At 44.4% G+C, this 17528-nt stretch carries 14 protein-coding genes and 1 riboswitch; of the genes, 13 read left to right on the top strand and 1 reads right to left on the bottom strand.

What is annotated here, in order from left to right:
• Positions 1–376: alanine:cation symporter family protein (locus tag WMO25_RS05300; RefSeq protein WP_349084457.1), on the bottom strand; the 376-nt coding region annotated here is incomplete at its 3' end.
• Positions 377–516: riboswitch (glycine riboswitch) on the bottom strand.
• 252 nt (positions 517–768) lie between these two features.
• Between WMO25_RS05300 and WMO25_RS05295 the strand changes: the two genes are divergently transcribed.
• From WMO25_RS05295 to WMO25_RS05235, 13 genes are all read left to right on the top strand, one after another.
• On the top strand, positions 769–2880 hold the full coding sequence (locus WMO25_RS05295) for a hybrid sensor histidine kinase/response regulator (RefSeq protein WP_349084456.1): 2112 nt from the start codon (positions 769–771) through the stop codon (positions 2878–2880).
• Positions 2874–4520, top strand: coding sequence for a response regulator (locus tag WMO25_RS05290; RefSeq protein WP_349084454.1), 1647 nt, complete (start codon positions 2874–2876; stop codon positions 4518–4520). The genes WMO25_RS05295 and WMO25_RS05290 overlap by 7 nt, the downstream gene beginning before the upstream one ends.
• 3 nt (positions 4521–4523) lie before the next feature.
• Complete coding sequence (locus WMO25_RS05285; RefSeq protein ID WP_349084452.1) at positions 4524–6005, top strand: sensor histidine kinase; 1482 nt, start codon at positions 4524–4526, stop codon at positions 6003–6005.
• A gap of 176 nt (positions 6006–6181) precedes the next feature.
• The gene (locus tag WMO25_RS05280) at positions 6182–7288 is read left to right on the top strand and encodes an ABC transporter substrate-binding protein (protein ID WP_349084450.1); all 1107 of its coding nucleotides are present in this window, start codon (positions 6182–6184) and stop codon (positions 7286–7288) included.
• Between the two features lie 163 nt (positions 7289–7451).
• Complete coding sequence (locus tag WMO25_RS05275) at positions 7452–8969, top strand: sugar ABC transporter ATP-binding protein (RefSeq protein WP_221717585.1); 1518 nt, start codon at positions 7452–7454, stop codon at positions 8967–8969.
• Complete coding sequence (locus WMO25_RS05270; RefSeq protein ID WP_349084449.1) at positions 8962–10017, top strand: ABC transporter permease; 1056 nt, start codon at positions 8962–8964, stop codon at positions 10015–10017. The genes WMO25_RS05275 and WMO25_RS05270 overlap by 8 nt, the downstream gene beginning before the upstream one ends.
• A gap of 2 nt (positions 10018–10019) precedes the next feature.
• Positions 10020–11057 carry an ABC transporter permease subunit gene (locus WMO25_RS05265; protein WP_349084447.1) on the top strand — a complete coding sequence of 346 codons (1038 nt, stop codon included), beginning with the start codon at positions 10020–10022 and terminating at the stop codon, positions 11055–11057.
• Positions 11058–11175: 118 nt separating this feature from the next.
• Positions 11176–12672: an L-arabinose isomerase gene (gene araA / locus WMO25_RS05260; protein WP_349084445.1), complete on the top strand. Its 1497-nt coding sequence runs from the start codon at positions 11176–11178 to the stop codon at positions 12670–12672.
• A gap of 150 nt (positions 12673–12822) precedes the next feature.
• Positions 12823–14418, top strand: a complete 1596-nt coding sequence (locus WMO25_RS05255; protein ID WP_349084443.1) for a xylulokinase — start codon at positions 12823–12825, stop codon at positions 14416–14418.
• An 88-nt stretch (positions 14419–14506) separates the two neighbouring features.
• The gene (locus WMO25_RS05250; RefSeq protein ID WP_117540525.1) at positions 14507–15208 is read left to right on the top strand and encodes an L-ribulose-5-phosphate 4-epimerase; all 702 of its coding nucleotides are present in this window, start codon (positions 14507–14509) and stop codon (positions 15206–15208) included.
• A gap of 138 nt (positions 15209–15346) precedes the next feature.
• Positions 15347–16000 (top strand): fructose-6-phosphate aldolase, encoded by a 654-nt coding sequence (fsa, locus tag WMO25_RS05245; RefSeq protein ID WP_117540523.1) that lies wholly within the window; start codon positions 15347–15349, stop codon positions 15998–16000.
• A 173-nt stretch (positions 16001–16173) separates the two neighbouring features.
• Positions 16174–16650 carry a DUF4143 domain-containing protein gene (locus WMO25_RS05240; protein WP_349084441.1) on the top strand — a complete coding sequence of 159 codons (477 nt, stop codon included), beginning with the start codon at positions 16174–16176 and terminating at the stop codon, positions 16648–16650.
• 22 nt (positions 16651–16672) lie between these two features.
• Positions 16673–17528: L-fucose/L-arabinose isomerase family protein (locus tag WMO25_RS05235; RefSeq protein WP_435384299.1), on the top strand; the 856-nt coding region annotated here is incomplete at its 3' end.

Here is a 17528-nt window from a genome sequence, read left to right as displayed (position 1 = left end):
CGTTATCGATTGTACGGTATTTGATTGCTAACAGACCTTCGGCATATTTAGTCGCCATACCGAGAAAAGCAGCAATGACCATCCAGAAAAGAGCGCCGGGGCCGCCGGCAGCAATGGCAGTTGCAACACCGACGATATTGCCTGTACCGATGGTTGCGGAAAGGGCTGTACATAAAGCTCCGAAACTGGATACTTCACCTTCGCCGCCGTCTTCATTTTTAATCATGAACTTGAGTGCTTTGCCGAGATGTCTGATTTGAAGAACACCTAAGCGGATTGTTAAGAGACATCCTGTGAACAGGATTAAGATGATCAGAGGCAGTCCCCATACGACCGCGTCCAACCAGTTGATGAGATTGTTGATTTGTGTAAACATTCTTTTTCCTCCATCCTTTTGCCTGAGAGATTTGCAGTTGGGCGTATTCAATCAAAAACACCGCAACTGTGTACACCTTCGGCGCTCTTCCTTTGTATTTTGCATGATGCATTGTGAAGAGACTCTCCTGAGTATTAATTCAGTAATACAATGAAATAAATATTAGCATAGGGGAAAAGGAAATTCAATGTATTTTTGTGAAAAAAAGAAAAAACTGTAAAATTTTGCCATGGTAGCGTAAAGATGCAAGACGGTTTCGGATATATTCCAGATATATTTTAACCGGCAGAAAGATGCGGAGTCAGCGAATTATTCTATGTTGATTGCAAGGTTGGATGTTATATGGTAAGCTAGAAATAAATCAGAAAAGTGATCAGGGAGGTGAACAGCCAATGAGAAAATCAGACAGCGTAGTGAAGCAGAAAAAGGCATCAAGTCATTTAAGCGGTCTGGACATCGTATTGAACCAGATGGTGACCATCGACCGTTCGCGAACAATGGAAGAGTTGAACCGGGCGATACAAGGCATTCTTGAATACATAGGAGAATATACGAAAGCCGGACGTGCCTATACTTTTGAATTTATAGAAAAACAGAGTATTTACCGCAACACCAGTGAGTGGTGCGCGGAAGGCGTCAAACCCCAGATGGACAATCTTCAGGCTGTTCCGTTTATGGAGATGCCATATTGGCACAGACAGTTCCTGCGTGGAGAGAAAGTGGTAATTGAAGATATAGAGGCGGCAAAGGATGAGATGCCGCTGGAATATCGTCTGCTTAAGGCTCAGGATATTCATACAGTGATTGTTTTTTCGATGTTTCATACAGACACATTGTGGGGGTTTATCGGACTGGACGATCCGATTTTGGATGAATCACAGTCTTTGATCAATCTGCTGACAGTGGTGGGAAGCCATTTAGGCAGTGCTTATGACAGCTGCCATAAGTCGAATTTGCTGGATGAGAAGCAGAATGCACTGCAGGCCAGTATTGACGCATTTCAGAGGGAACAGCGATTTCTGCAGGTTCTTTGCCGGGATTACATATCCGTTTTTTTTGCAGATTTGAAAAAGGATTATCTTGAGATTCTTAAGGTTGATCCGGAGGCAAATGTTCTGCAGGTGTCGGCATCGGAAGAATATATGACACTTTCTTATAAAGAGATTATAGAGAGCTATTGTCGTCAGTTTATGATGCAGGAAGAAGCCCGGAAGTTGAAGAAAAGGCTGAATGCTGAGAGACTGATGCGAGAACTGAAGACGCGTGACAGGATTTCCTTTCGTTTCCAGAGTCTTCCGAATGGTGCAGGCCATGAATATTTTGAGGCACAGATCACCAGAATGGCCATCGATGAAGAGAATTTCAAGGTGTTGATCGGTTTTCGTTTTATTGATGACATTGTCAGTGAGAACCTGGACAAGCTGCAGTCTGCAGGACGTTATATTCAGCGGCTGGTGGATGATGTTACGGATATCAGCCAGATCGAGAGCGGACATTTTCATATTGAGCCTGCATTTTTTAATGTGATGACGTTTTTCCGTGATTTCCAGGATATAATGGGCCAGATGACAGCAGACCGGAAGCTGCATATGACCTGTCGGGCGCATGATATATTGCATCCTCAGATTGATGCAGATGCTATTCGTCTGAAACAGATCTATGTGAATCTGGTATCCAACGCTGTCAAATATACACCGGAAGGCGGCATGGTCCATTTTGAATTATATGAAGAAACATCAGACAGTCCGGGATGTGTACGTCTTGTGTCAATTGTACAGGACAACGGAATTGGTATGACAGAAGACTATATGAAGAAAATGTATGAACGTTTTTCGAGATATGTGGATACAAGAATCAATAAAGTCCGCGGCAGCGGTCTGGGATTGGCGATTGTCAAGGAACTGGTGGATCGGATGAACGGCAGGATCGAAGTACAAAGTGCTGTAGGTGTTGGTACAACATTCAGAGTTGTCTTTGATTTTCCTTTTGAAGAAGCAGATTCCGACATGATCCTTCAGTCTCCGATGGAATCTGATCTTGAAATGGCTGGTCAGTCATCGACAGAATCTGACCTGACAGACTGTGAGGGGATGCATGTTCTGATTGCCGAGGATAATGAACTGAACTATGAAGTTGCTCATGAAATTCTGGCAATGCATGGTATTACAAGTGAGCAGGCGGAAAATGGAAAGATCTGTGTTGAAAGATTTATGGAGGCACCGGAAGGCACTTATGATGCGATTCTGATGGATATGCAGATGCCGGTGATGAATGGCCTGGAAGCGACAAAGATGCTCCGCAAAATGGATCAGTACCATGGGAATACGATACCGATCATAGCCATGACAGCGAATGTTGCCAAAACGGATATGGACAAGTGTCTTGCGGCAGGGATGACAGGCCATCTGGCTAAGCCGCTGGATATTCATGCTTTGATCGCAGCGTTGGTGTCCGTCAGAAAACGGGAAATGCAAAAATGGAGAAGAAGGATTAAACAATGGTAAAAGTATACTTGGTCGAGGATGAGATTATTATACGCCAGAGTATCAAGAACAGTATCGACTGGGAAAAAGAGGGGTATGAATTTGTCGGTGATGCCAGTGATGGTGAACTGGCATTGCCGGTGATTTTGAAGGAGAAGCCGGATATTCTGATCACGGATATCCGTATGCCGTTTATGGATGGACTGGAGTTAAGCCGTATGGTTAAAGCGGAACTGCCGGATATCAAGATTGTGATATTGAGCGGTTATGATGACTTTGAGTATGCCAAGCAGGCCATTAAGATCGGTGTAGCGGAATACCTGCTGAAACCGGTATCCTCAGCAGTTTTGCTGGAACATTTGTCGGAGATTGCCGAGAAAGTCAGAGATGAGCGGGAAGATCTGGCCTTGAAGAAAGTTTATTACCAGGAAATGCAGGAGAATGAAGAACTGATCAAGATGAAATTCCTGGGGGAATTGATATCGGGCAAATTGTCGTTGGCAGATGCCATGGAAAAAGGGAAGCGTTTCCATATGAATCTTAGCGGCCCTTTTTACAGGATTATTTTGTTCAAATTTATCCAGGAGGATCATGTGCAGGCAGAGCAGTCTGAGGCACTGGCCGAAGCCTATGAGGCTGTCGGCAATTATGTTGATGGTTTGAAAGATGCGTTCCGTTTTCAGAGAGGCGTCGAAGGCTGGGCTTTTCTTCTGACGTCCGTAGAGGAGGATATGGAAGCGCAGACAGAGCGTTTTATTGAGGGACTCAAAGAAGTAATCGCACCTTTTGAGACACTGACCTGGTTTGGCGGTATCGGCAGTGAGGCAGCAAGACTCCGCGAGCTGAGATATTCTTTCAGGGAGGCGGATAAAGCCTTTGCCGGCCGTTTTGTGCAGGAACCGAATCAGATCATTTCGGTGGAGCAGCTGAATTATGAACAGCTGGACAATGAATTTGATGCCAATATATTTGGTGAGATCAATCAATTTGATCAGATAATTACCCGTTTCTTAAGCAGCGGTTCACGCGAAGAAGTGGAGAGCTTTGTTGGTGCATTGTTTACGGAAATTTCAGAGGATCATTTCCGATCGCTGATGATCAGGCAATATATTATCATGGACATTTATGCCACTGTTTTGGCTTTCTGCAAGAAGCTCAGGAAAGATACCGGTGCAGATGGAGAGGCTGCGGGTCAGATGGAGAGTCTTCGGGAGAACGAAGAGATTTTGAAGCGGGCTGTTTTAACTGCGGAATCTGTTGATGATATCAAGGACTACATAGGAACGCTTTTGGATCATGTCATTGAACTGCGGAATACTCTCAGCGGCCGTCGGTATTCCGATATTATCCGGACTGCCAGGAAGAGGATAGAGCAGGATTATATGTCGGAAGATATTTCCCTGAACACAGTTGCGGCGGAAGTGTGTATGAGCCCAAGCTATTTCAGCTCTGTTTTCAGTAAGGAGATGGGCAAGACGTTCATTGAATATCTGACGGAAGTCCGGATGGAGAAGGCGAAGCAGTATCTGGTCTGCTCATCCATGAAAACATCAGAGATCAGTTATGAAGTGGGATACAAAGACCCGCATTATTTCAGCTATATTTTCAAGAAGACCCAGGGCTGCACGCCGAAAGAATACAGGGCAGCAAGAAAGGGGTAAAGGATGTTTAGATATAAGAAGCTTTCCCTGAACCGCAAGATTATGATGATCGCTGCGGCGGCTATTGTACCGATGATCTGTCTTGTCTGTTATCTGCTTTGGACAATTTCCTATACGATCGGTGCGTATGCGGACATCACCAATAATGTGGCAAAGGCCAATGAATATGTCCGGGATTTCAAGGAACGGATCGACTACACCACTTACCTGGCGGTCATCAACAACAAGAAGATTGATGAGCTGGATGTGGGGACCGTGACGGTTAATGGTATTTTGACGGTGGATCCCTATGCCTATATCGATGAACTGAAAAGCGTCTGCAATGATCTGGCGCATTCTGCAACGGTTGAACTGAACAGAAGTCAGATGGTTCGCCTGAAGAATACATTGAATACACTGTCAAATTGTATTCATGAGCTGGAGAACAATATTGGCCGGGAGAATTCCTATGATCAGAATATGGCCACACTGGATAATGATGTTTATGCACTGACATCTCTGGTGCAGTCATGTATCCGTGACTATATTTATGCAGAAACGCTGAATTTCGATCAGATCAAAGCACAGCTGGATGAGAATAATCGGGCAATTTTCTGTTTTACGATTCTGGCGTCGTTTCTTGTTGTTATTCTGACGGTAGGACTTTCTGTCAGGGCGGCTCGAAATATTACCGGTCCGATACGCAATCTTTGTATGTTAACCTGCAAAGTAGCCGGCGGTGATTTTACGGCACAGACGAAGAATGTGGAGTCAGGGGATGAAATTGCGCTGCTTATGGATAATTTCAACGATATGACCAAGGAGATCGGTCAGCTGGTGGAAGATATGAAGCGCAACCATGAGACACTGCGGCTGAGCGAGACGAAGCTTCTGCAGGCGCAGATCAACCCGCATTTCCTGTACAATACGTTGGATACAGCTGTATGGCTGGCGGAGGCGAAGCAGAACGATCAGGTAATCCGACTTCTGACTTATCTGTCTGATTTCTTCCGGACATCTTTGAGCAATGGGCAGAGTTTTATTACAATCCAGGAGGAACAGCGGCATATTGAAAGTTATCTGAAGATCCAGCAGTTCCGTTACCAGGATACGCTGGCTTACAATATTGATATAGACAAGGCGTTATATAATTTTACGATCCCGAAGCTGCTTCTTCAGCCGTTAGTTGAGAATGCCCTGGTTCACGGGATCCGCGGCAAGCGGGGGAAAGGAACGATTTCTGTGACCGGTCGCCTGGAAGGGGATAATATTGTCTTCTGTGTGACGGATGACGGTGTAGGCATGGATGAAGAAAAATTGTATAATCTCAGGAAGGCTTCCGTGGACGGAAGTACCCAGTCAGCCAATATAGCGGCCTTTGGTGTGGGCAACGTCAATGAGCGGATTCATATTTATTATGGTGAAAATTATGGTTTATTTTTCAAAAGTCAACCGGATGTGGGCACCACAGCAAGGGTTGTGATACCAACCAGAAATGTTTCATAAAAAAATATACTTTTATCATAAAAAAGTACACTTTTTTTGAATAGGTCAAAACATTCACAAAAAGTTCAAAAAATATTAACCCAAAAAAAAGAATCCTCTGTTTCCAAAATTATGGGAATAAGGTATGCTTTTCATATAAGATACTTATTGTTTCATAACTAGGAGGAGAAGAGTTTATGAAGAAGAGATTTTTAGGGGTATTATTGTCAGTAGCTATGGTTGCTGCAGTATTAGCAGGCTGTGGCTCATCAGGTGCTAAAGAAACAGCAGCACCTGCAGGCAGCGAAACAGAAGCTGCAAGCGAAGCAGCATCTGGTGAAACAGAAGCAGCAGGTAACACAGGTGACGTGATCACAGTTGGTTTTTCACAGGTTGGTGCAGAATCTGACTGGCGTACAGCTAACTCAGAATCTATGAAATCTACATTCAGCACAGAAAACGGTTACAACTTAATTTTCGATGATGCTCAGCAGAAACAGGAGAATCAGATCGCAGCAATCCGTAACTTCATCCAGCAGGAAGTTGATTACATTGTTCTTGCACCTGTAACAGAATCCGGTTGGGATACAGTTCTTCAGGAAGCTAAAGATGCAGAAATCCCGGTTATCATCGTTGACCGTATGGTAAACGTTTCTGATGACAGCCTTTACGCAGCTTGGGTTGGTTCAAACTTCAAACTGGAAGGTCAGAAAGCTTGCGAATGGTTAAAACAGTACGCAGCAGCTAAGAACATGAGTGAAGTTAACATCGTAGATATCCAGGGTACAATCGGCGCATCCGCTCAGATCGGACGTACAGAAGCCCTCAACGAAGCCGTAGAAGCTAATGGCTGGAATCTGTTAGCTCAGCAGACAGGTGAATTCACACAGGCTAAAGGCCAGGAAGTTATGGAATCTATGCTGAAACAGTATGACAACATCAACGTTGTATACTGCGAGAACGATAATGAAGCATTTGGTGCAATCGAAGCTATCAAAGCAGCTGGTAAGACAGTTGGTCCTGACGGTGACATTCTTGTAATGTCCTTCGATACAACAAAACAGGGTATTACAGATACATTATCAGGTGATATCATTGTTAACACAGAGTGTAATCCTCTTCATGGCCCACGTGTAGAACAGATTATCAAACAGCTTCAGGCTGGAGAAACACCAGAAAAACAGGCATATGTAGAAGAAGGTATCTACGCTCATGGTTCTGATGTAGCATCCGTTTCAATCGACGGTACAGATTATGAAGTTACAGAAGTAACACAGGATGTTGTAGACGCTCGTGCATACTAAAATTTATAGGAATTAATTTTCCGGGAACATAGTGATTGGCGTGGTAGAAAGAGGCAGAAGCCTGGAATGGTGCCACGCCAATTTTATGCTTATACGTTACATGTCAACTTACCTGAAATGGGAGAGATTTTAGAGAGAGAATTTGAAAGCAGGTGAATGCTATATGTCCAATGATGTTGTTTTAAGTATGAGAGATATCTCGAAAACATTTCCGGGTGTCAAAGCATTGCAGCATGTAGATTTTACGCTTCGCAAAGGTGAAATCCATGCATTAATGGGAGAGAACGGAGCCGGCAAGTCTACACTGATCAAGGTGCTTACCGGAGTACATAGTTTAGACGGCGGTGAGATCAGAATAGCGGGTTCTGATGCACCGATTATCAATAAATCCCCGCAGGATGCCCAGAGCCACGGTATCAGTACCGTGTATCAGGAAGTTAATCTTTGTCCGAATCTGTCAGTGGCGGAGAACCTTTTTATCGGACGTGAGCCGAGAAAGTTTGGTTTTATTGACTGGCATACAATGAATAAGAAAGCAACAGAGCTCTTGAAGAGTCTGGATATTGATGCAAGAGCAACTGATAAATTAGAGGAATGCTCTCTGGCGAAGCAGCAGATGATCGCCATTGCCAGAGCGGTAGATATGAAGTGCCAGGTTCTGATTCTGGATGAACCGACATCTTCTCTGGATGATGAAGAAGTTGAGAAACTTTTCGTATTGATGAGACGTCTTCAAAAAGAAGGCGTTGGTATTATCTTTGTTACGCATTTCCTTGAGCAGGTATATGCGGTCTGTGACCGGATTACTGTTCTTCGAAATGGTACACTGGTTGGAGAGTATCCTGTAAAGGAACTGCCTAGAGTAGAACTGGTTGCCAAGATGATGGGCAAGAACTTTGATGATCTGGCAGATATCAAGGGAGATCATAAAGTACTTGAGAAGTTTGAACCGGTTATCGAAGCTGAACAGGTTGGAAGAAAAGGCAGTATCAAACCGTTTGATTTTGCCGTCAACAAAGGTGAGGTTGTGGGCCTGACAGGACTTCTGGGTTCCGGACGTTCCGAACTGGTGCGTGCCATTTACGGTGCGGACAAGCCGGATACAGGTAAGATCAAGGTCAACGGCAAGGAAGTGAAGATCAATTCTCCGCTGGATGCCATGAAACAGGGTATGGCTTATCTGCCTGAGGACAGAAAGAAAGATGGTATCCTTGCTGATCTGTCTGTACGTGAGAACATCATTATCGCACTTCAGGCGAAGAGAGGCATGTTCCATCCGATGAGCAGAAAAGAGATGGAGGAAGCCGCAGACAAATATATCGATATGCTGCAGATTAAGACAGCCAGCAGAGAGACACCGATCAAGAGTCTTTCCGGTGGTAACCAGCAGAAGGTGATTATCGGCAGATGGCTTCTGACTAATCCGGATTATCTGATCCTGGATGAGCCGACACGAGGTATCGATATCGGTACAAAGACTGAGATCCAGAAACTGGTGCTTGACCTGGCCGACCAGGGCATGGCCGTTACATTTATTTCTTCCGAAGTTGAGGAAATGCTTCGTACATGTTCACGTATGGGTGTTCTCCGAGACGGCAAGAAGGTCGGCGAGATTTCCGGCGACCAGCTGACACAGGAAGGCGTTATGAAAGCAATAGCAGGAGGTGACAGCAATGAATAAGAATTCGATTAAGAAAATAACATCCATGCGCTTGTTTTTGCCAATCGTATGTCTGGTTGCTGTTTTATTAGTGAATTTGATTACGACACCGGGATTCTTCAAGATTTCCATTAATAATGGTGTTTTATATGGTTACATTGTGGACGTTGTCAACCGTGCATCCGAGCTGGTTATTCTGGCTGTCGGTATGACACTGGTTACGGCTGCTTCCGGCGGTCAGGATATCAGTGTTGGTGCAGTTATGGCTGTTGCAGCAGCTGTCTGCTGTCAGATCCTTTCCGGTGGTGAAGTATCTGTTACTGAGCTGGCTGCTCCGATGGGTCTGGCAATTATTGCAGCTATTCTGGCTTCTGCACTCTGCGGTGCCTTTAATGGTTTCCTTGTAGCCAAGATGAATATTCAGCCGATGGTTGCCACACTGATTCTGTATACAGCAGGACGTGGTATCGGACAGCTGATCACAGCAGGTCAGATTACATATGTCCGTGTGGATTCTTATAAGGTATTTGGTGGTTATATCGGCAAGATTCCTGTACCGACACCGATTTTCCTGGCGATTATCGTTGTTATCATTGTGAATCTGATCCTGAAGAAAACAGCCCTTGGTCTGTATATTGAAAGTGTTGGTATCAATGGTACGGCTTCCAGACTGGTTGGTCTGAATTCAACACTGATCAAATTCCTGACATACGTGATCTGCGGTGTGTTGGCAGGTATCGCAGGTATTATCGCATCCAGCCGTATTTATTCAGCCGATGTCAACAACATTGGCCTGAACCTTGAAATGGATGCCATCCTTGCAGTTGCTCTTGGCGGCAATGTACTGGGCGGCGGTAAGTTCAGTCTGATGGGCTCCGTTATCGGTGCTTATACGATCCAGGCTCTGACAACAACGCTTTATGCGATGAATGTTAAAGCCGATCAGCTGCCGGTTTACAAGGCCATCGTTGTCGTTATTATTGTTACACTGCAGAGCCCTGTATTCCAGAGTTTCATTGCAAAACAGCGTGCAAAAAAAGCTGCAGCAGCAGTAGAGGGAGGTAAATAATTATGGCTAAGTTAAAAACAACCACAGATTCAAACAGAAAGATTAACGGCAATACCTTCCTTTTGATTATCACAATTGTACTTTTTGCGATCATGTATATCGCAGGTATGGTTATTTTCGCAGATAAGGGTTTTGCAAAACCACAGATGTTTCTGAACCTGTTCATTTCCAATGCCGGTCTGCTGGTTATTGCAGTTGGTCAGACTATCGTTATGATCACAGGCGGTATTGATATCTCTGTTGGTTCTATTACAGCGTTAGTTTGTATGGTTATGGCCAATCAGATGGAGAATCACGGCATGAGTGCTTATGCAGCGATTGCTGTTGCACTGGTTATCGGTCTGGCTTTCGGTATTGTACAGGGCTTCCTGATTTCTTATCTGGAGATCCAGCCATTCATTGTCAGCCTGGCAGGTCTGTTCTTTGGCCGTGGTATGACTTCCATGGTCAGCACAGAGATGATTTCTATCAAGAATGAAACATTCCTTGCATGGGCCAATGCAAAGATTTATCTGCCGTTTATCGGTTCTTACAGTAAGAGTGGGAAGTTCCATCCGGCTTACATTTATCCGACAGTTATCATTGCTCTGATTATCGTAGCGATTATCGCAGTTGTTATGAAATATACCAAATTCGGCCGTGAAGTTTACGCTGTGGGTGGTAATGCACAGAGCGCGTTAATGATGGGTCTGAATGTTAAGAGAATCAAATTTAAAGCTTATGTGCTTGAAGGTCTGCTTGCAGGCTGCGGCGGTTTCTTATTCTGCTTAAACAGCTGTGCAGGTTTCGTAGAACAGGCCAAAGGTCTTGAAATGGATGCCATTTCTGCATCCGTTATCGGCGGTACACTGTTAAGCGGTGGTGTGGGTACACCATTCGGCACCATCTTCGGTGTTCTGATCAAAGGTACCATCACAAGCTTGATTACCACACAGGGTACATTGTCCAGCTGGTGGGTACGTATCGTACTTTCCGCACTGCTTTGCTTCTTCATCGTATTACAGGCAATTTTTGCCCGCATGAAGAAGAAAAACGCTTAACATTGACCTAAGCATGCGCAGGAATTCAGGTAAGAAATATGTCTGCACGGCAGACCTGAATTCCGCGCCAAGTTTCGTATATACTCAACTTGAACATACACAGAAAGGAATTAAAAACATGTTAAAGGTGAAAAATTATCAGTTCTGGTTTTGTACAGGTTCACAGGATCTGTACGGTGATGAGTGCCTGTCCCATGTGGCAGCACATTCCAAAGAAATCGTAGAAAAACTCAATGCATCAGGCAATCTTCCATATGAGGTTGTATGGAAACCAACCCTGATCACCAATGAATTAATCCGTAAAACGATGAATGAGGCCAATATGGATGATAATTGTGCCGGCATTATCACATGGATGCATACTTTTTCACCGGCAAAATCCTGGATCCTTGGCCTTCAGGAACTGAGAAAACCTTTGCTTCATCTGCATACACAGTATAATCGTGAAATCCCATACGATACCATTGATATGGATTTTATGAATGAGAATCAGGCAGCTCACGGTGACAGAGAATACGGTCATATTTTTTCCCGTCTCCATATGGAACGTAAGGTGATCATGGGCTACTGGGAAGACAAAGCCACACAGGACAGAATCGGTTCCTGGATGCGTACAGCCGTAGGTGTTCTTGAGAGCAGTCATATCCGTGTGATGCGTATCGCTGACAATATGAGAAATGTTGCGGTTACAGAGGGCGATAAGGTTGAAGCGCAGATCAAATTCGGCTGGGAAGTGGATGCTTATCCGGTAAATGAAATCGCAGAAGCAGTGAAAGCTGTTTCAAAGGCAGATATTGATGCACTGGTAGAAGAATACTACAGCACATATAATATTTTACTTGAAGGCAGAGATGAGAAGGAATTCCGCCAGCATGTGGCTGTTCAGGCCGGTATTGAAATCGGTTTTGAACGTTTCCTTGAGGAAAAGAATTATCAGGCTATTGTTACGCACTTTGGTGACTTAGGTGCCCTGCAGCAGCTTCCGGGTCTGGCTATCCAGAGACTGATGGCAAAAGGCTATGGTTTCGGTGCGGAAGGCGACTGGAAGACAGCAGCCATGGTGCGTCTGATGAAGATCATGACAGAGGGCATGAAGGGTGCCAAAGGTACATCCTTTATGGAAGATTATACATACAATCTTGTACCGGGCAAAGAAGGTATCCTTCAGTCCCATATGTTGGAAGTTTGCCCGACAATTGCAGATGGCCCTATTTCTATCAAAGAGCAGCCGTTATCCATGGGTGACAGAGAAGATCCTGCAAGACTTGTATTTACAGCTAAAGAGGGCAAGGCTATTGCCACATCCCTTATCGATCTGGGCAATCGTTTCCGTCTGATCATCAATGACGTAAACTGCAAGAAGACAGAAAGACCAATGCCGAAGCTTCCGGTTGCAACTGCATTCTGGACACCGGAACCAAATCTTCAGACAGGTGCTGAAGCATGGATCCTGGCAGGCGGTGCACATCATACAGCTTTCTCCTATGACCTGACGGCTGAGCAGATGGGTGACTGGGCAAACAGCATGGGCATTGAAGCTGTTTATATCGACAAAGACACAACAATCAGACAGTTTAACAATGAGCTGAAATGGAATTCCATTTACTATCGTTAAATTGATTAAAAGACAGGCAGCTGCGATAGTGTGGTATAAACCGCAGGCAGCTGCCTGCCTGTGGTTATAGAGATAGACAATGTTTGAATTGGACAGAGTGTCCATTTCAAAACAGGATTCGACAGCGAATCCATGAATCAGGAGGATAGAATGGCAGATTTAAAAGCAATTATTGAGAGCGGCAAAACAGCACTGGGTATTGAATTCGGTTCAACCAGAATCAAGGCAGTGCTCATCGATGAATCATTCAAACCAATCGCTTCCGGAAGTTACAGCTGGGAGAATCAGCTGATCGACGGTTTCTGGACATATTCCCTGGATGATATCTGGAAGGGTTTAAGAGACTGCTACAAGAGCCTGGTAGCAGATGTGAAAGAAAAATACGGTGCAGAGCTGACCAGGATTGGCAGCATCGGTTTCAGTGCCATGATGCATGGCTATATGGCCTTTGATGAGAAGGGCGAGCTGCTTGTACCGTTCCGTACATGGCGAAACAGCACGACAGGTCAGGCGGCTGAAGCACTGACAGAATTATTTAATTACAATATTCCTCAGAGATGGAGCATTTCCCATTTATATCAGGCGATTTTAAATGGGGAGGAACATGTCGATCAGATCAGTTATCTGACAACGCTGGCGGGCTACATCCACTGGCAGCTGACAGGGCGAAAAGTCCTTGGCATCGGCGATGCTTCCGGTATGTTTCCAATCAATGACAAGACCCATCAGTATGATGAGACAATGGTTGAGAAGTTTGGCAAGCTTATTGAAGATAAACATTATTCATGGACATTAACAGGTATTCTTCCGAAAATCCTTGTGGCCGGAGAATCTGCCGGTGTGCTGACAGAAGAGGGAGCCAAGCTTCTGGATGAAAGCGGCAAATTGCAGGCAGGTATCCCACTGTGTCCGCCGGAGGGTGATGCAGGTACAGGTATGGCAGCTACCAACAGCATTGGTGTTCGTACAGGTAATGTTTCTGCCGGTACATCTGTTTTTGCCATGGTGGTTCTGGAAGACCAGTTAAAGGCCGTTTATCCGGAGATCGATATGGTGACAACTCCTGTGGGCAGTCCAGTAGCTATGGTGCATGCCAATAACTGTACATCCGAGATCAATGCCTGGGTAGGCCTTTTCAGAGAATTTGCGGAGCTGTTCGGCATGGATATCAGTCAGAATGATCTCTTTGAGAAATTATTCAAAGTGGCCATGGAGGGTGATGCAGACTGTGGTGATATGATGTCTTACGGTTACTATTCAGGGGAAAATATTACCGATATCACAGAGGGCCGTCCACTCTTTGTGAGAAAACCAACAAGCCGATTCAGTCTTGCTAACTTTATGCGTCTGCATTTGAGCAGTGCCCTGGGTGCCCTGAAAGTAGGTATGGATATTCTGATCAAGAAAGAGCATGTGGCCATTGATAAGATTTACGGTCACGGTGGTTATTTTACCACAAAAGGTGTGGGACAAAAGCTTCTGGCAGCTGCCATTGATACACCGGTATCCGTTATGGAGACAGCCGGCGAGGGCGGTCCATGGGGGATGGCACTGCTGGCATCTTATCTGACATGGAAGGGTGAAGACGAAACACTTCAGAATTATCTGGAGGGCAAAGTATTTGCCGGAAATGCAGGTACAAGTGAAGAACCGGATGCAAAGGATATCGAAGGTTTTGAGAAGTTTATTGAGAATTACAAAGGTGCAATAGCAGTTGAAAAGACAGCATCAGAAGTGATAAAATAAACGTGTCATTTGGCATCGGGATTCACAAGAGAATGTTGATGCGGGAAGTTTAAAAAGCCTTTATGGCAGAAAAGAGGGTGTTAGTCGAATGCTTGAAGAATTAAAGAAAGAAGTCTACGAAGCCAATATGCTGCTTCCGAAGTATCAGCTTGTGACTTTTACATGGGGCAATGTCAGCGGGATTGACCGTGAGAAGGGACTTTTTGTCATCAAGCCGAGCGGTGTGGATTATGACAAACTGAGACCGGAAGATATGGTTGTTGTAGATCTGAATGGCAATAAAGTAGAGGGCGATTACAATCCGTCTTCTGATACAGAGACACATGTTGTCTTATATAACCGTTTTCCGAAGATCGGCGGTATCGTACATACTCATTCACCATGGGCCACAAGCTGGGCACAGGCCGGCCGTGGTATTCCATGCTACGGGACAACCCATGCCGATTATCTGTACGGCGAGGTACCTTGTGTGAGAAATCTTACAGAGAAAGAAATCAATGAAGCTTATGAGAAGAATACAGGTGTCCTGATCGCGGATGAATTTGACCGTCCAGGTCTGGATTATATTGCAACACCTGCCGTTCTCTGCAAGAATCACGGACCGTTCACATGGGGCAAGGATGCCCATGAGGCTGTACACAATGCCGTTGTTCTGGAAGAAGTTGCCAAGATGGCAGCCCGATGTGAGCTGATCAATCCGAAGGTTCAGCCTGCACCGCAGGAACTTCAGGATAAGCATTATTTCAGAAAACATGGTGCCAATGCGTACTATGGTCAGCCGGGTAAATAGATTTCCGTTAAACGAGGTAGCAATTATCGTAACTTAAAAATGCAAGCATTTTATACCTGTTTTTTGAAATTATGCTTGGCTCTGAACAGTTACAAATTATCATATAATTAAGGGCGAAAGGCCCCAGGAGGTAAAATTATGAAATTTTTCATTGACACAGCGAATGTAGAAGATATCAGAAAAGCAAATGACATGGGCGTTATCTGCGGCGTTACAACAAACCCATCCCTGATCGCCAAAGAAGGCAGAGATTTCAAGGAAGTCATCAAAGAGATCACAACGATCGTTGACGGACCAATCAGCGGCGAAGTAAAGGCTACAACTGTTGATGCAGAAGGTATGATCAAAGAGGGCCGTGAAATCGCAGCTATCCATCCAAACATGGTTGTTAAGATTCCTATGACAGTTGAAGGTTTAAAGGCTGTTAAGGTTCTGTCTGCAGAAGGCATCAAGACAAACGTCACACTGATCTTCACAGCTAACCAGGCTTTACTGGCTGCAAGAGCAGGTGCTACATATGTATCTCCATTCCTCGGCAGACTGGATGATATCAGCACAGCAGGTATCAGCCTGATCGAAGATATCGTAACAATTTTTGACAACTATGGCCTCGAAACAGAGATCATCGCTGCATCTATCAGACATCCAATGCACGTAACAGATTGTGCACTGGCAGGTGCGCATATCGCAACAGTTCCTTACAAGGTAATCGAGCAGATGACACATCATCCGCTGACAGATCAGGGTATTGCTAAATTCCAGGCAGATTACAAGGCTGTATTCGGCGAATAGAAAATTTATGTTATGCGGAGAGCCGTCAGTTCATGTGTAACTGTCGGCTTTCTTTATAAACTCCTTTTGAAGAAAATGCGATTTTACTATAATATTAAAGAAAAGAAAATGCGGATTTAATATATATTAGCGAAAAAGAAAATGCGGATTTTTCAATAAAGGAGGAAAACAGTATGTTCAAACGCAAAATTTATGAAAAACTAGTAGAGTGGAAAAAGGAGTCTGATGGAAGAGCCGCGCTTTTAGTGGAGGGCGCCAGACGAATTGGAAAGTCCACAGTTGTAGAAAATTTTGCAAAGAATGAATATGAAAGCTATATTTTAAATGACAAGTTGAGTACAAATCTGGGTTATTTGTATGAAAATGTTGTCGCACAAATTTTTGCGGCGAATGGCAACGAATTATTTTATTATACGTTTGCGAATCCTATTTCCAAACATAATTATGAAATAGATTTTTTGCTTGCCAGGAAAAATAAGCTTTGCCCGATAGAAATAAAGTCATCTGGTTACAAAACACACAAATCACTGGATGCATTTTCACAAAAATATTCAGATAGAATTTTGTGGAAATATCTTGTCTATACCAAAGATTTGTGTAAGGACCAGGATATTATATGTCTGCCAGTTTATATGGCACAATTTTTATAACATGAAATGGAGGAGTTTTATTATGAGTAATATGCCGGAAGTTAAATTAGGTGTTGTGGCTGTCAGCCGTGATTGTTTCCCTGAAAGCCTTTCTGTCAGCAGAAGACAGAATCTGATGAAGGCTTATACAGAGAAGTATGGGACAGAAGGAATTTATGAATGTCCGGTCTGTATTGTAGAGAGTGAAATTCACATGGTACAGGCCCTGGAGGACATCAAGAAAGCAGGATGCAACGCCCTTTGTGTTTATCTTGGCAACTTTGGCCCTGAGATTTCAGAGACTTTGATTGCAAAGCATTTTGATGGTCCGAAGATGTTTATTGCTGCTGCGGAAGAGAGCGGAGACAATCTGTTAGACGGCAGAGGTGATGCTTACTGCGGTATGTTAAATGCCAGCTACAATCTGCAGCTGCGCAATATTAAGGCTTATATTCCGGAGTATCCTGTGGGTGATGCTGAGGAATGTGCCGATATGATTCATGAATTTATGCCGATTGCAAGAGCAGTTATCGGACTTCAGAATCTGAAGATTATCAGCTTTGGACCAAGACCGATGAATTTCCTTGCATGTAATGCCCCGATCAAACAGCTTTACAATCTGGGCGTTGAAATTGAAGAAAATTCAGAGCTTGATCTGTTTGAAGCTTTCAATAAGCATGCCGGTGATGAGAGAATTCCTGCCATTGTGAAAGAGATGGAAGAAGAACTCGGCGCAGGCAACAAGAAGCCTGAAATTTTGGCCAAGCTGGCGCAGTATGAACTGACATTAAAAGATTGGATTGAAGAGCACCGCGGCTATCGCAAGTATGTAACTTTGACAGGCAAATGCTGGCCTGCATTCCAGACACAGTTCGGCTTTGTGCCATGTTATGTCAACA

The sequence above is a fragment of the Coprococcus intestinihominis genome (genome assembly GCF_040096555.1).
GTDB classification, from domain to species: Bacteria; Bacillota; Clostridia; order Lachnospirales; family Lachnospiraceae; genus Coprococcus_A; species Coprococcus_A intestinihominis.
Note: the sequence above shows the minus strand (reverse complement) of the source record. Positions and strands in the feature narration are given on the sequence as shown.

Excerpts from the sequence above, each read along its gene's own strand:
- WMO25_RS05295 (WP_349084456.1), top strand. The coding sequence starts at position 769 with ATGAGAAAATCAGACAGCGTAGTGAAGCAGAAAAAGGCATCAAGTCAT.
- WMO25_RS05290 (WP_349084454.1), top strand. The coding sequence starts at position 2,874 with ATGGTAAAAGTATACTTGGTCGAGGATGAGATTATTATACGCCAGAGT.
- WMO25_RS05285 (WP_349084452.1), top strand. The coding sequence starts at position 4,524 with ATGTTTAGATATAAGAAGCTTTCCCTGAACCGCAAGATTATGATGATC.
- WMO25_RS05280 (WP_349084450.1), top strand. The coding sequence starts at position 6,182 with ATGAAGAAGAGATTTTTAGGGGTATTATTGTCAGTAGCTATGGTTGCT.
- WMO25_RS05275 (WP_221717585.1), top strand. The coding sequence starts at position 7,452 with ATGTCCAATGATGTTGTTTTAAGTATGAGAGATATCTCGAAAACATTT.
- WMO25_RS05270 (WP_349084449.1), top strand. The coding sequence starts at position 8,962 with ATGAATAAGAATTCGATTAAGAAAATAACATCCATGCGCTTGTTTTTG.
- WMO25_RS05265 (WP_349084447.1), top strand. The coding sequence starts at position 10,020 with ATGGCTAAGTTAAAAACAACCACAGATTCAAACAGAAAGATTAACGGC.
- araA (WP_349084445.1), top strand. The coding sequence starts at position 11,176 with ATGTTAAAGGTGAAAAATTATCAGTTCTGGTTTTGTACAGGTTCACAG.
- WMO25_RS05255 (WP_349084443.1), top strand. The coding sequence starts at position 12,823 with ATGGCAGATTTAAAAGCAATTATTGAGAGCGGCAAAACAGCACTGGGT.
- WMO25_RS05250 (WP_117540525.1), top strand. The coding sequence starts at position 14,507 with ATGCTTGAAGAATTAAAGAAAGAAGTCTACGAAGCCAATATGCTGCTT.
- fsa (WP_117540523.1), top strand. The coding sequence starts at position 15,347 with ATGAAATTTTTCATTGACACAGCGAATGTAGAAGATATCAGAAAAGCA.
- WMO25_RS05240 (WP_349084441.1), top strand. The coding sequence starts at position 16,174 with ATGTTCAAACGCAAAATTTATGAAAAACTAGTAGAGTGGAAAAAGGAG.